This is a genomic window from Paenibacillus athensensis, from assembly GCF_004514475.2.
Taxonomy (GTDB): domain Bacteria; phylum Bacillota; class Bacilli; order Paenibacillales; family NBRC-103111; genus Paenibacillus_AL; species Paenibacillus_AL athensensis.
In genome coordinates, this window is the sequence record NZ_MYFO02000012.1 from 94952 (window position 1) to 110027 (window position 15076).

The following is a 15076-nucleotide window of genomic DNA, read 5'->3' on the forward strand; positions in this document are numbered from 1 at the left end:
CAAATCAGAGCGAAAAAACCTCCAAAACCACTGAGTAAGTGGGATTGGAGGTTTTAATTTTTTTGGAATAGCCCGTGTTATAATATTCAGCTGCCGCTTACTTCGCAGCCAGCTCGCTGGCGTCAACGCTCACTGTAGCGCGCGAAGGGCTGGAGCTGCCGCCGTAAATGTCGATGGAGGACTCTACGTTCTCGACTGGCGAGTTAACCAGCTTCACGCGGAAGCGAGGACCGCCGTCGGTTTCGAAGAAATCGTCCACGCCGTAGGCGCTGCCGGTTTTCACGATTTCCACGTATTGGCCGTTGAGGACGAGCATCGGGTTGATGCTGCTTGGCATCAGCTCGCTGCGATCGAATTGGGCGCGGTCGATCGGGTTGCCGTATTGGTCAAACAGCAGCATCGTGATCGTGGCGGTGTCGCCTTCTTTCTCCAGTGTCCAGCTATCGCTTGAGTAGGAGATTTTGTGGGCGCGGACTGCGGCCAGCTTAGGCGCGTCGCCGACTTTGAAGCTTTGCGTCAGCGTCATGCTGTTGTCGGTGGTGTTCACGTTGACGGTGAGCATGCCGGAAGCTTGAACTGCGGCGTTGTTGGCAACGTCTGTTCTAATGACGAGGAAGCCTTCATCATCCTTGCTCAGATCGAGAGCCGCTTTGCCTGCTACGAAAGCGTTGAAGCGATTGGCCGGCAGGTTGGTCATTTCGCCGTATTGGTTGACGGCTTTGACGCGCAGCGCTGTGCTCACGCTATTGGCAATCATGCCGTTGGTGTTCTCGAAGCTCAGCGATACGACGCGCTCGTCGTCAGCCAGCAGGGTTTGCTGCGTGCGGCCTGCGGTAGCTGCGTCCAAACCGGCGACATTTACCGCATATTGGCCCGCGTCCAGCGCATTGTCGGTGGTCAGTGTCACGGACTTGCCGTCCATTGCCCACATCGCTTTGGCGCTGATGTTCATGTTGCTTTTCCACAACGTGACTTGCAGCTGTTTGCCGTCTACGGCTTTGTTGAAGTTGACGGTGACTTCGCGGGCGCCGGTTACTTTTGCGCTCACGATAGACGTTTTGCTCATTTGTATGTACAATTGTTCTGCGTCGTAGGCGCTGGTTACGAGCTGCTTGCGGGAAGCCGGCCACGTTCCGTTAAAGTTGGCTGCGCCTTCGTTATCGAGCAGGTTCCATTTTTTGGCGATGGTCACATAGCCTTGGGCCCAATCGGATACGGTCGGATCGGAACCGCCTGCTGCAGCGGCTTCGCTGTCTTTGCCCAGCATGCGTACCAGGAAGGCTGCGAGCTGTTCTTTTGTGACTTTTGCAGTTGGATCATATTTGCCGTTTACGGTGCCGTCGGCTACGCCGGCTTCCTTCAGGGCTTCAATATACGGCAGCGCGTAACCGTTGGCCGTATCGGTGTACATCACGTCGGTGAAGCTGGACAGCCGCAGCTCCGTGTTCACCGGCAGGCCCATAACGGCTGCTGCCGCTTTGGCGAATTGAGCGCGATTCATGCTGTCGTTGACGCCGAACCAGTTGGCGCTGACGCCGTCAAATGCGCCGGAGCTGATCATTGCGTCGAATTTCATTTTCGTGGAAGCGTCGAGACCGCCGAGGTCCGAGAAATTTTCGGACGATTTGGCAAACGCCCCCGTGGACAACATCGTTACTGCCAAAGCTGAACCGAGCAATACACCTAAACTTTTTTTCATCATCTTCATCCTCCCGATTATTTCGTTTGTGTTGTGCATGAGTGTTACTACCCCACAAGATTTAGAATGAAACGCATATGGAAAAATATCGCTTGAACTTTTTTTGAAGGGTGTGGAAGCCGCTGTGAGAATGTGGGGACAACTGGTGCATTTCGGGTGGCAGCAGGCATTGTCCTGTCTGTTTCCCGCGTTGATTTTCGTCGGTTTGCTGGCGTTGAAGCTGGTGCATGTGCCGGGGATTCCGGCCTACGATCTGATTCTGATTTATTGCATCGCTATACAGATCTGGATGGTGAGAAGCGGGCTGGAGACGCTGGATGAGCTCAAGGTTATTTGCGTGTTCCATCTCATCGGTCTGGCGCTGGAGCTGTTCAAGGTGCACATGGGCTCCTGGCAGTACCCGCAGCCGGGCTGGACGAAGCTGGGTGGCGTGCCGCTGTATAGCGGCTTTATGTACGCCAGCGTAGCGAGTTATTTGTGTCAGGCGTGGCGTCGGCTGGACGTGGAGCTGATCCGCTGGCCGCGTCCGGTGTGGATTGTGCCGCTGGGCGCAGCGATTTATTTGAATTTCATGACGCATCATTATATCTATGATTTCCGCTGGGTGCTGACGGGGCTGCTGTTCGTGGTGTTTTTCCGCACGCAGGTCGTGTTCCATGTCCGCCGGGTGGCTTACCGGATGCCGTTGAATGTGTCGTTTCTGCTGATCGGTTTCTTCATTTGGATTGCGGAAAATATCGGCACGCTGCTTGGCGCGTGGCAGTACCCGAACCAGCAGGCCGGCTGGCGGCTCGTGTCGCTGGGCAAGCTCAGCTCGTGGGGACTGCTCGTGATCGTCAGCTTTATGATCGTGGCGCAGCTCAAGCATGTGAAGGAAGGGCTGGGCCCGAGCGGTCCGGCTGATCCCGGCACATAACGGCTTGGCGAGCGGCGGAAAAGACAGGTGGGATGGAGCGGCAGATCGGGCAGAGGACTCCAGAGACTGGGGAGCGGGAGGAGGCAGCCGTGTGCAGCGGCTGTCTTTACTTTTTTTTCACAACTTGTGACGTACCTCACATCGAAACGGCCTCACTTCGCATACACTTGAAAGCAGGAAGCCAGTTACGCCCCGGACGGGGCTGTGAGACGCAAGGAGGAATCGCGATGGAGACGAGGTTGCACGGGCAGACCGTATCGGAGCATGCGGCGCATCCGACGGCATTTTTGACGATGGTGGACCGATTGAAGGTGGAGCATGCGGTGCTGCAGCAGCAGCTCAAGGAAATTCGCCAGCTGGCAGGCGAGCTGTATGCGGCGCAGGATTGCGCCAGCGGGCCGTGCCGACTGATCGAGCTGCAGGATCGGGTGCTGCTGATTACCGAGGATTTGGACCGCCACTCGAAATGGGAGGAGGAGGAGCTGTTCCCGGTGCTGCAGTTGTATTTCAATCGCAAGCTGTTGCCGTCGATTACGCCTTCCATCTGGGTGATGGAAAAGGATCACGAGCTGGCCCGGTTGTTCGTACAGTCGTTCATCGACGGAGTCAACGGGATGGCGGAGCCGATCGAAGAAGGCTTTATGAAGGAAATGGCTGCGCAGCTCATTCAGGCCTGCCTGATCCTGTCGGAGCATTTCACGCTTGAGGAAGAGCTGGTGTTCCCGATGACCGATCAGCTGCTCAAGGACCTCGATTACTTTTATTCCTAAGCGTTAAATAAAAGAAAAAGCTTGCTTTGCCGCAACGGATGCCGTTGGAGCGAAAGCAAGCTTTTTTGTCTTGTGCGTGTGCGAGACGCAAGCCGCGGCTGGCTACTTGCGGCAAATATCCTTCGGGCAATTCTCGCAGTGGCAGATGTCCTTGAGGTAATGGACGTCGGCGACGATGAGAAGGCCGTTCTCGAAGCTGACGGCGTTTGCTTTTTTCAGCTCGCCCAGCATCCGGTTGACGCTTTCCCGCGTGGCGCCGATCATGTCGGCCAGCACGGTGTTGGTCAGCTTTTTATCAATCAGGATGGAGCCGTCGGGCTGCGGGCGGCCGCAGGAGTTGGTCAAGCGAATCAGCAGCCAGCACAAGGCGCCGTGTTTGCCGAACATCATCAGATCGCGGAATTTGGTCTGCGTCATCCGGTGGACAAGTCCCATCCACTTCATGAATTCCACGGCCAGCTCGCCGTGCTGCCACAGGAGAATTTCCAGGTCCTTCTGCTGTAGGACGCCAATGACGCTGTCTTCGGCCACCTCGGCGTTAAAGGCGTGCTCGGAGCGGCGAAACGGGTCAACCTGTCCGAGCATATCCCCTTCCTGATACATATACAAAATGAAATGTCGACCCTCGTCCGACGACTTGGTTATATTGACGCGGCCGCTTTGGATGTAATACAGCTTGTCGGCCGGGTCGCCCTCCCAGAACAGATGCGAGCCTGCGGGCGCCTTCATTTCATACATGATGTCTTTGAGCTTGTTCAAGCATTCGGGCGAAAAGCAATCCGTATTGCGGACGGCGCTCCCGCCCGCCGGTTCCGTAGGGCCCATGTCCCATCCTCCTTCGCGAATATGCGGATGCACCGATTGTAACGCGTTGCGGCGCGTTCAGGTGTGACCGATGTCACAGGCAGAGCGCGCGAGCGGCTTCTGTCGAAGGCTGCCGGCAGCTACCCGTCGCTGGCCGTTGCTGGCGGAAGGAGCGGGCGGTCAGTGATATAGATCACATACAGGCGTAACGGTTTGGCGTACAGTGGGGCTGGACGAACGAAAGCAAGCAAGGCAAAGGGGGGGATGCGTTATGCTGAGCGGCGTCATATTGGCCGGCGGTGTGAGCAAGCGGATGGCGGGCGAGCGCAAGGCGCTGCTGCCGTTCTGCGGCCGGCCGCTTATTGCCGGGCAGCTTGACCGGATGCGGCGGCTGTGCGATGAGCTGATTGTAGTGACCGACGATCCCAAGCCGCTGCTGCCGGTGCTGGAGCGGGGCGATCGGCTGATCACGGATTTTTACCCGCAGGCGGGAGCGCTGGGCGGCATGCACGCCGGCTTGTCGCTGGCCCGCCACGAGGCGGTATGGATCGTCGGCGGCGACATGCCGTTCGTGTCGAGCGAAGCGGCGGCGCTGCTGCTGGCGCATCTGCGGCTCGGCCTTGACGCGGCGATTCCGCTCGTGCAGGGCGGCTTGTACCCGCTGCACGGCGTGTACGCCCGCGGCTGCCGCGACCAGGCAGCAGCGCTGCTGGAGGCGGGCGAGACGCGCGCGGCCGCGCTGCTGCGCCGCCTGTTCTGGAGCGAGCTCGGCGATGCGAGCTTCCGCGAGCGCGGCGTGCCGCTGAATTTTGTCGCCAGCGTGAAGACGCCGAGCGACTATGCGCGGCTGGTGCGCGAGGCCGAGGCGGGCGAAGCCGCAGGGGGCGATAGCGAGGTAAGGGCGGGGGACGGTGCGGCGGCTGCAGGGGCGGTCGAAGGAGCGGCCGACCGGCCCGCGCCGCCAGTGAGCCGCGAGCGCGTCGTCGCGACGGACGGCGGATTGGCTGGCGGTGCAATCGCAGCCGGAGGACTCGCCGCGAGCGCAGCCGCAGCCGAGCTGTTCGCCGACGGCACGGCAGCCGACAGCGCCGACGCGCCAAGCGGTCAGCCCGACGGAGGCCGGCTGTAACCGAATGTTCACGATTGCCGGAGGCGGCTGTGAGCAAAATCACAACCCCGGCCGGCTCCGGCCTCTACAATAGGGGCAAGGCAACAAACAACCGGCGGGAGGTGGAGCAACAATGAGCAAGCGGGGAGCGGAAGGCCGGGCAGGAGCAGCGGACGGGCAACGGGGCGAAGTGGAGCCGTCGCTGCGCGGCACGTTCGCGGCAGTGCTGCTGCTAGGCGTATTTGTGGCAGTGACGTGGGTCGCTGTATTTGTATTGTTTATGGCGCGGCAATAGCGCCGGATAGCTGTAAATTAGCTGAGGAAAGCAGGTCGATAGCGATGCATATTCACCGTTTGGAAAAAATTTGGCTCACTGTGGGCATTACGATGCTGTTTGTGTTTTTGGCCGTGCTGGGCGTCTCCGCCTTTGCGATGGGCACGAAGCCGCCGAGCGAGCACCATCACCGCATCGATCCGACCCAAGTCGATACGACGGCGCCGTTCGATAAGCCGGGCTTGACGAAGATTGGCGACAACGAATACGAGGCGGTTATGACCGCGTTCACCTTCGGCTATGCGCCGGACAATATGGAGATTCCCGCAGGGGCGACGGTGCATTTTACCGTGACGAGTAAAGATGTGGTGCACGGATTTGCGATCCCCGGTACGAATGTCAACATGATGATTGTGCCCGGAGAGATCAGCCAGATTACGCATACGTTCACCGAACCGGGCGAATTTCTCGTGCTTTGCAACGAGTATTGCGGCGGGGCGCATGAATGGATGAAGACGAAAATTATCGTGAAATAAAGAGAGGAGCGGCCTTTATGAATGCAGGTGTACAGCCTACCGGATTCAACCTGCGGGACGGCAAGCTTGTCGTTGCGCATATTCTTACCGCGTTCGTCGCGCTGCTTCTCGGCGGCGTTGCGGGCTTGCTGCAAAGCCTGGTGCGCAGCGGCTCGATCAAGCTGCCGGCTGCAGTCGGCTACTATGAGCTGCTGACGGCGCACGGCGTGCTGATGGCGATTGTGTTTACGACGTTTTTTATCGTGGGATTCCTGTATTCAGGCATTTCACATACGCTGGGCGGCAAGCTGCTGCCGGTTGTGCTGCGCATGGGCTGGGCTGGCTTCGGGCTGATGGGGGCGGGCACGGCGCTGGGCACGGTGATGATTTTGAGCGGCAAAGCGAGCGTGCTGTATACGTTTTATGCGCCGCTGAAGGCGTCGCCATATTTCTACATTGCGCTGGCGCTGCTGGTGATTGGCAGCTGGATCAGCGGCTGGGGCATTTTTTATCAATACACGTATTGGAAACGCACGCATCGCGGCAAGATTTCGCCGCTGTTCGCTTTCATGGCTGTTGTGACGTTCCTGATGTGGCAAATCGCGACGCTGGGCGTTGCTGCCGAGGTGCTGATCCAGCTCATTCCGTGGTCGTTCGGCTGGGTCGAGACGATTAACGTGATGCTGAGCCGGACGTTATTCTGGTATTTCGGTCATCCGCTCGTTTACTTCTGGCTGATGCCGGCGTATATGTGCTGGTATGTGATCATTCCGAAAATTATCGGGGGCAAAATCTACAGCGACGCGCTGGCCCGACTTTCGTTTATTTTGCTGCTGCTGTTCTCGATTCCCGTCGGCTTTCACCATCAGTTGATGGAGCCGGGCATCAGCCCTTTTTGGAAATACCTGCAGGTCGTGCTCACGTTTATGGTCGTGATCCCGTCGCTGATGACGGCGTTTTCGCTGTTCGCGACGTTCGAGCTGAACGGCCGGGCGCGCGGCGGCAAGGGCTTGTTCGGCTGGCTACGGAAGCTGCCTTGGGGCGATGTGCGATTTTTTGCCCCGTTTATGGGTATGCTGATTTTTATACCGGCCGGTGCAGGCGGCATCGTCAACGCGAGCAACCAGATGAATGCGGTCGTACACAACACGCTTTGGGTGACGGGGCATTTTCATTTGACCGTAGCGACCAGCGTCGCTTTGACGTTTTTTGGCATCACCTATTGGCTGCTGCCGCTGGTCACGGGCCGCGTGCTGACGCCGCGGATGAACAAGCTGGGCATTGTTCAGACGATTATCTGGTGTATCGGCATGTTTTTCATGTCCGGAGCGATGCATCTGGTCGGCTTGTTCGGCGCGCCGCGGCGCACGGCATACACGACCTACGAGGACAACCCCGAAGCGCTGTCCTGGCTGCCGTATGAGGTGGCGATGGCGATTGGCGGAACGATTTTGTTCATTGGCGTGCTGCTGATCGTCTACAACGTGTTTGCTTTATTAAAAGCGCCCAAGGGCGAAAGCGAGTATCCGCTTGGCGAAGCGATGGAGCAGGCGGAAGCGACGCCGGCGTATCTGGAGCGCTGGGGCATCTGGATCGGGCTTTCGGTAGCGCTGATCGTCATCGCGTATACGCTGCCGTTGGCCGATATGATCATGCACGGCGGACCAGGGTCGCCGACGTATGTAACGTGGTAGGCGCGATATAGAGAGAGATGCGCCGGGGGCGCGGCAAAGCAAGATAAAGCAAGGCAGGGCAGGGCAAGCAGAGCAAGGCAAAGCAAAGCAAAGCAAAACAGAGCAAAGCAAGGCAGGCAAAGCAAAGCAAAGCAAAGCAAAGCAAGGCGGTTGCAGGCAGCCGCTTTTGCTTTTCGAAATATTTGTGAATATTTTCACAATATCATTGAAAAAACAACCCGCCAGGTGATTTTTCTCATAGTGGCCCTATCGCAAAAGCCGTAAGCTAAGAGCAGAACATCACAGCCGGGCGGCGGAACGAGCTGCAAGCCGCTAACAGGCACAATGACAAAGGAGTGACGCACATGTCCATTCAGGAAAATAAAGTGAACGAACGCGCCGCGGCGCAAAAGGAAGTTGACGAGCTGGTAATGCGGGCGAAGGAGGCGCAGCGGGCTTTTCTGGAGCTGAGCCAGGAGCAGGTCGATCTGATCGTGCAAAAAATGGCGCTCGCCGGCATTGACCGTCACATGTCGCTGGCGAAGCTGGCTGTAGAAGAAACGGGACGCGGCGTGTACGAAGACAAGATGACGAAAAATCTTTTCGCCACCGAATACATCTACCACAGCATTAAAAATATCAAAACGGTCGGCGTGATCGAGGAAAACCGCTACGAAAATTATCGTACCGTCGCCGAGCCGGTCGGCATCATCGCCGGGGTGACGCCGGTCACGAATCCGACATCGACCACGATGTTCAAATCGCTGATTGCGACGAAGACGCGCAACCCGATTATTTTCGCCTTCCATCCGTCGGCGCAACTGTCCAGCTCCGCAGCAGCAAGCACGCTGCTCGAAGCGGCGGTAGCCGCAGGCGCTCCGGCCGATTGCATCCAGTGGATCAAGCATCCGTCCGTCGAAGCGACGCAGCTGCTGATGAACCATCCGGACGTGGCGCTTGTGCTGGCAACCGGCGGCTCCTCGATGGTCAAGTCGGCTTACAGCACCGGCAAGCCGGCGCTCGGCGTCGGACCAGGCAACGTGCCGTGCCTGATCGACAAGACAGCGAACCTGCCGCAAGCGGTCAACGACCTGATTTTGTCCAAAACGTTCGATAACGGGATGATTTGCGCCTCCGAGCAAGCGGTGATCATCGAAGAGCCGGTGTACACCGAGGTCAAAAAGCTGATGAGCGCGCAAGGCTGCTATTTCCTCAATAAAACGGAAACCGAAGCCGTCTCCAAGCTCGTGATTAACACGGACCGCTGCGCAGTCAACGCTGTCATCGTCGGCCAGTCCGCCGTGCGTATTGCCGAAATGGCCGGCATCAGCGTGCCTGCCGATACGAAAATTCTCGTCGCCGAGCTGAACGGCGTCGGCGAAGCGTTCCCGCTGTCTGCCGAGAAGCTTAGTCCCGTGCTCGCCTGCTACAAGGTGAAAACAGCCGAAGCGGGTATCGAGCGGGCCGCGGAAATCGTCCGCTTCGGCGGCATGGGCCACTCCTCGGTAATCCATTCGCAGGACGCCGCTGTGATTCAGGCGTTCTCCGACCGGCTGCAAACCGGCCGCATCATCGTCAACTCGCCGTCCACGCATGGCGCGATCGGCGACATTTACAATACGAACCTGCCGTCGCTGACGCTCGGCTGCGGCTCTTACGGCCATAACTCGACGACCTCCAACGTCAGCGCCGTCAACCTGATCAATCTCAAGCGGGTCGCGTACCGCACCGTCAATATGCAGTGGTTCAAAATTCCGCCCAAGGTTTATTTCGAGAAGGGCGCCACGCAATACTTGGAAAAAATGCCCGATATCAGCCGCGTGCTGATTGTCACCGATCCGATGATGGTCCAGCTCGGCTATGTCGAGCGGGTCGAATATTACCTGCGCAAGCGGACGAAGCCGGTGTACATCGAGATTTTTGCCGATGTGGAGCCCGATCCATCGGTTGATACGGTCGAGCGCGGCCGGGCGCTGATGGACAGCTTCCAGCCGGATTGCATCGTGGCGCTGGGCGGCGGCTCGCCGATGGACGCAGCCAAAGCGATGTGGCTGTTCTACGAATACCCGGACACGAGCTTTGACGCGCTCAAGCAAAAGTTCCTTGACATCCGCAAACGGGTGTACAAATATCCGCGGCTCGGCCGCAAAGCGAAATTCGTCGCCATTCCGACGACGTCGGGCACCGGCTCGGAGGTCACCTCCTTTGCCGTAATCACCGACAAAGCCAAGGGCAATACGAAATACCCGCTGGCCGACTACGAGCTGACGCCGGACGTGGCGATTATCGATCCGGACTATGTGTACAGCCTGCCGAAAACCGCCGTCGCCGATACCGGCATGGACGTGCTGACGCATGCGATTGAAGCGTATGTCTCGGTGATGGCCAACGATTATACGGACGGCTTGGCGATGAAGGCGATTCAGCTTGTTTTTGAATATTTGGAGGCGTCGTTTGCGACCGGCGATCCGCTGGCCCGCGAGAAAATGCATAATGCCTCGACGATTGCCGGCATGGCGTTCGCCAACGCTTTCCTCGGTATCAACCACTCGCTGGCGCACAAATGGGGCGGCGAATACCATACGGCGCACGGCCGGACGAACGCGATTCTCATGCCGCACGTCATCCGCTACAATGCGGCGAAGCCGACAAAATTCACGTCGTTCCCGAAATACGACCATTTCGTCGCCGACCGTCGCTACGCGGAAATCGCCCGCATGCTTGGCCTGCCGGCCCGCACGACCGAAGAAGGCGTAAACAGCCTGATCGACGCGATCCGCAAGCTGAACAAGGCGTTGGGCATTCCGGAAAGATTCCAGGACCTCGGCTTTGACGCCGCCGCCTTTGAGCTGAAGGTCGACTACTTGGCTGACCGGGCCTTCGAGGACCAATGCACAACGGCTAACCCGCGGATGCCGCTGGTTAAGGAGCTGGCCGATATTTACCGCAACGCCTTTTACGGCAAATTTGAATAAAGCGCCGGGACAGCGGCACGAGAAGGAGGCAAGAGCGACATGAGCATGAAAGAAGCGGAAGTGGAGCAAGGCGGGGCAAGGCGCGCGGACGGCTGGGAGGGCTTCGCCGGCGACGCCTGGCGGGAGCGAGTGGACGTGGCGGCGTTTATTGCGGCGAATGTGAAGCCGTATGGCGGCGACGCCGCGTTCCTCGCCGGGCCGACCGCAGCGACGGTGGAGCTGTGGCGGCAGGTGAGCGAGCTGACCCGGCGCGAGCGCGAGCAGGGGGGCGTGCTGGACGTGGATACGGCTACCGTATCCACGATCGTCTCTCACGCCCCGGGCTACATCGACCGCGCGCTGGAACGCGTGGTCGGCTTGCAGACGGACGCGCCGCTCAAGCGGTCCGTCCAGCCGTTCGGCGGCATCCGCATGGCCGTCGACGCGTGCGCGGCGTACGGCTACGAGCTGCCGGAAGCGACGGTGCGGATGTTCACGGACATCCGCAAGACGCACAACCAGGGCGTCTTCGACGTCTATACGCCGCAAATGAAGCTCGCCCGCAAAGCCGGCATCGTTACCGGGCTGCCGGATGCCTACGGGCGCGGCCGGATCATCGGCGATTACCGCCGTGTCGCGCTGTATGGCGTCACCCGGCTGATCGCCGCCAAAGCAGCGGAGCAGCGCGAGCTGGACGCCGCCGAGATGAGCGAAGACGTGATCCGTCTTCGCGAGGAGCTGGCCGAGCAGCTGCGGGCGCTGGCCGAGCTGCGGCGCATGGCGCTCGCCTATGGCTTCGACATCGGCGAGCCGGCGAAGGATGCGCGCGAAGCGGTGCAGTGGCTGTATTTTGCCTATCTCGGTGCGATCAAGGAGCAGAATGGGGCGGCGATGTCGCTGGGCCGCGTATCGAGCTTCCTCGATATTTATCTGGAGCGCGACATCAAGGAGGGCTATCTGGACGAAGCCGGGGCGCAGGAGCTGGTCGATCATCTCGTGATGAAGCTGCGGCTGGTGCGGTTTCTGCGGACGCCGGACTATAACGAGCTGTTCAGCGGCGATCCGACGTGGGTGACCGAATCGATCGGCGGCATGGCGCTTGACGGCACCACGCGTGTGACGAAGTCGTCGTTCCGCTTTCTGCACACGTTGTATAACCTCGGTCCTGCGCCCGAGCCGAACCTGACCGTGCTCTGGTCGACAGCGCTGCCGGAGCCGTTCAAGGCGTATTGCGCCAAGGTGTCGGCGGAGACCAGTTCGATCCAATACGAGAACGACGATTTGATGCGTCCATACTACGGCGACGACTACGGCATTGCCTGCTGCGTATCGGCGATGCGGATCGGCAAGCAGATGCAGTTTTTCGGCGCGCGGGCCAATCTGGCCAAGGCGCTGCTGTACGCGATTAACGGCGGCGTCGACGAAAAGCTGGGCGTTCAGGTTGGACCGCAGCTCGCTCCGCTTACCGGCGAAACGCTGGTCTACGAGGAGGTGGCCGAGCGCTACGATCAGATGCTGGATTGGCTGGCCGGCTTGTATATGAACACGTTGAACGCGATTCATTACATGCACGACAAATACAGCTATGAGCGGCTGGAAATGGCGCTGCACGACCGCGACATCGTGCGCACGATGGCTTGCGGTATCGCCGGTCTGTCGGTGGCGGCCGATTCGCTCAGCGCGATCAAATACGCCAAGGTGCGTCCGGTGCGCAACGAGCAAGGGCTGGCGGTTGATTTTACAATTGAAGGTGATTATCCGCAATACGGCAACAACGATGATCGGGCCGACGAACTGGCCGTGACGCTGGCCGAATCGTTTATGGCGAAGCTGGCCGGACACCGCACGTACCGCAACGCGCTGCCGACGATGTCGGTGCTGACGATTACCTCGAACGTGGTGTATGGCAAAAAAACCGGCAGCACGCCGGACGGCCGCAAAGCGGGCGAGCCGTTTGCCCCCGGGGCGAATCCGATGCATGGCCGCGACCGCAAGGGCGCGCTTGCTTCGCTGGCTTCGGTGGCCAAAATTCCGTACGCCTGCTGTCAGGACGGCATTTCCAACACGTTTTCGATCGTGCCCAAGGCGCTCGGCCGCGAGACGCATACGCGCATCGGCAATCTGACCGCTTTGCTCGACGGCTATATGGGCAGCGGTGGTCATCACTTGAACGTCAACGTGTTTGATCGCGAGCAATTGCTCGATGCGATGGAGCACCCGGAAAAATACCCGCAGCTGACGATTCGCGTCTCCGGCTACGCGGTCAATTTTATCAAGCTGACGCGCGAGCAGCAGCTCGACGTTATTCATCGCACGTTCCACGGCTCGATGCAGTAGCGCGCGGAATGAGGAAAGGGGGCCGGCGATCATGACGGCTCATCTGAAAGGACGTATTCATTCCTTTGACACCTTTGGCACGGTAGACGGACCCGGCATCCGGTTTGTGCTGTTCATGCAAGGCTGCGCGCTGCAGTGCCAGTATTGTCACAATCCCGATTCGTGGAACGCGCAGGGCGGCAAAGTGGTAGAGATCGAGGAGATTATGAAAGAGATAGAGCCGTACCTGCCGTATTACAGGCGGTCGGGCGGCGGCTTGACCGTGACCGGCGGCGAGCCGACGCTGCAGGCGCCGTTCGTGGCCCGGCTGTTCGCGGAATGCCATAGCCGCTGGGGGCTGCATACAGCGCTCGATACGAGCGGATTTTGCGAGCCGGAGCACGCCGAGACGCTGCTGGGGCAAACCGATCTCGCGCTGCTCGATATCAAGCAAACGGACTCGCGCAAGCATCAGGCGCTGACCGGACAGCCGAACGAACGGATTTTGCGGTTCGCCCGCCATTTGGGCCGGATCGGCAAGCCGATGTGGCTGCGGCACGTGCTGGTGCCGGGTGTAACGGATGCTTACAGCGACTTGCACGCTTGGGGCGCTTTTGCCGAAAGCTTGGGCTGTGTGGACAAAATCGAGCTGCTGCCCTACCACCGGATGGGCCTGTACAAATGGCGGCAATTGGGCTGGCCGTATCCGCTGGAGAATGTGACGCCTCCGACAGAGCAGGAGATGGAACGGGCGCGCACCATCGTCGAGCTGGGCAGGGAAGCGCAGCGGAAGGTAGCGGCCGGGCTGGCGGGCGAGGGATGAGACAGGGCAGGTCAGGACCGGGCAGGGCAGATCAGATCAGATCAGATCAGGGCAGACTAGGACAGGACAGGACAGGGCAGGACCGTCTGCTGTCAGCGGATTGTCAGTGCGCCTGCGCGATAAAAAAAGCACGCTGATAAAGCCGACACTTCGCAAAAAAAAGCACTCTGTATACAGGGTGCTTCTTTGCTATACACGTAGTTCTGTTAAGAACCACTCTTCCCAGGATTCGTAGGCGGCTCCCAGCAAGTAAGGGCGAAGCGCGGGGGGACATGGGTCAAGACCGCTGCCCCCCAATATGAATTTCAGCTCTGGCAGCTGCTGGCGGCATTGCTCGACCCACATCTCCAAAGCGGGCGCAAACCGGGCGTGTGACAGGGAGACGACTACGAACCGGACGTTTTTCGCTTCAATCAGCTGAATCAGACCGTCATAGGGCGTATCGGGTCCGACATAAATCACTTCAAGACCGCGGCTGCGCAAAAATAGGGAAAACAGCATCAGGCCCAGCTGATGATGCTCGCCCTCCGGACAAAATGCCAGCGCCTTAGGCTGGCTGGGACGCACGGGCAGCGAACGTAAAAGCTGCTGCATGCGCTGCTGCACGAGCTGGGAAGCAAAATGCTCCTGAGCGACCGTCACCAGCCCTGCTTCCCACTGTTCGCCTATTCGGTACAGCACGGGCGCCAGAATGTGGTGAAACACATCCTCGAAATGATACAACGAGAAGGCGAGGTCAATCCTGGCATTCGACTGGTCGCCGTTAAGTCCGATCAAGCTGCGGTAGAGCTGCTCGATCAGCTCGTCGCGGCGATCGGGCGCGGCAGAAGCAGCGAAGGAGTCGGCAGATGATGTCGTGGAGGCGACGCTTCCGGCAGCGGGAGCCGGGGAAGCCGGGGCGGCGGTCAGGCCCGCGTCTGCTTTGGCGTAGTCCGTTTCGCCGTGCGGCGTAAATGTTGGTTGCAGCTCAGGCATGGATGCATCCTTTTGCGCGGCGAGCGCGCGAACGACTTCGGAGATGCGCAGCTGCTTTTCCTCCAGCTGGCGCTTGACCCAGCGCAGCGTGGCGACGTCTTCATCGCGGTACAGCCGGTGTCCGCCTTCCGTGCGCAGCGGCTTGACGAGGCCGTAGCGGTTTTCCCACGCGCGAATCGTCACGGCGGGGATGTCCAGCCACTCGGATACTTTTTTGATCGTATACATCGCTCTTATGTCCCTCCTCCT

At 59.4% G+C, this 15076-nt stretch carries 12 protein-coding genes; 9 read left to right on the top strand and 3 right to left on the bottom strand.

The features are described 5' to 3' along the window. Positions 1-97: 97 nt before the first annotated feature. Entirely contained in the window at positions 98-1702 is a 1605-nt protein-coding gene (locus tag B5M42_RS19580; RefSeq protein ID WP_167689898.1) for an S-layer homology domain-containing protein, read from the bottom strand. A 121-nt stretch (positions 1703-1823) separates the two neighbouring features. On the opposite strand from B5M42_RS19580, the gene B5M42_RS19585 reads away from it, so the two are divergent. Beyond that, positions 1824-2615 carry a DUF817 domain-containing protein gene (locus B5M42_RS19585; protein ID WP_230633030.1) on the top strand — a complete coding sequence of 264 codons (792 nt, stop codon included), beginning with the start codon at positions 1824-1826 and terminating at the stop codon, positions 2613-2615. 227 nt (positions 2616-2842) lie between these two features. Continuing rightward, a complete protein-coding gene (locus B5M42_RS19590) occupies positions 2843-3385 on the top strand; it encodes a hemerythrin domain-containing protein (RefSeq protein ID WP_167689901.1) in 543 nt (180 codons plus the stop codon). Between the two features lie 102 nt (positions 3386-3487). Here B5M42_RS19590 and B5M42_RS19595 read toward each other — a convergent pair whose 3' ends face one another. Continuing rightward, on the bottom strand, positions 3488-4210 hold the full coding sequence (locus B5M42_RS19595; protein WP_134752824.1) for a Crp/Fnr family transcriptional regulator: 723 nt from the start codon (positions 4208-4210) through the stop codon (positions 3488-3490). Between the two features lie 250 nt (positions 4211-4460). Here B5M42_RS19595 and mobA point away from each other — a divergent pair, with 250 nt between their 5' ends. The 7 genes from mobA (at position 4461) to pflA (ending at position 13852) form a co-directional block, all read left to right on the top strand. After that, complete coding sequence (gene mobA, locus B5M42_RS19600) at positions 4461-5318, top strand: molybdenum cofactor guanylyltransferase (RefSeq protein WP_134752826.1); 858 nt, start codon at positions 4461-4463, stop codon at positions 5316-5318. Positions 5319-5430: 112 nt separating this feature from the next. Next, positions 5431-5592: a cytochrome c oxidase subunit 2A gene (locus tag B5M42_RS19605; RefSeq protein ID WP_134752828.1), complete on the top strand. Its 162-nt coding sequence runs from the start codon at positions 5431-5433 to the stop codon at positions 5590-5592. 44 nt (positions 5593-5636) lie between these two features. After that, positions 5637-6107, top strand: coding sequence for a cytochrome c oxidase subunit II (locus tag B5M42_RS19610; protein ID WP_134752830.1), 471 nt, complete (start codon positions 5637-5639; stop codon positions 6105-6107). A 17-nt stretch (positions 6108-6124) separates the two neighbouring features. Next, positions 6125-7780 (top strand): cbb3-type cytochrome c oxidase subunit I, encoded by a 1656-nt coding sequence (locus tag B5M42_RS19615; RefSeq protein WP_134752832.1) that lies wholly within the window; start codon positions 6125-6127, stop codon positions 7778-7780. A gap of 344 nt (positions 7781-8124) precedes the next feature. After that, positions 8125-10734, top strand: coding sequence for a bifunctional acetaldehyde-CoA/alcohol dehydrogenase (gene adhE / locus B5M42_RS19620; protein ID WP_134752834.1), 2610 nt, complete (start codon positions 8125-8127; stop codon positions 10732-10734). A 39-nt stretch (positions 10735-10773) separates the two neighbouring features. Next, a complete protein-coding gene (gene pflB, locus B5M42_RS19625; RefSeq protein WP_134752836.1) occupies positions 10774-13050 on the top strand; it encodes a formate C-acetyltransferase in 2277 nt (758 codons plus the stop codon). A gap of 31 nt (positions 13051-13081) precedes the next feature. Further along, the gene (pflA, locus tag B5M42_RS19630; RefSeq protein WP_230633032.1) at positions 13082-13852 is read left to right on the top strand and encodes a pyruvate formate-lyase-activating protein; all 771 of its coding nucleotides are present in this window, start codon (positions 13082-13084) and stop codon (positions 13850-13852) included. Positions 13853-14041: 189 nt separating this feature from the next. Here the strand turns inward: pflA and B5M42_RS19635 are convergent, their stop codons facing one another. After that, a complete protein-coding gene (locus B5M42_RS19635) occupies positions 14042-15055 on the bottom strand; it encodes a MerR family transcriptional regulator (protein ID WP_134752838.1) in 1014 nt (337 codons plus the stop codon). Positions 15056-15076: the final 21 nt, after the last annotated feature.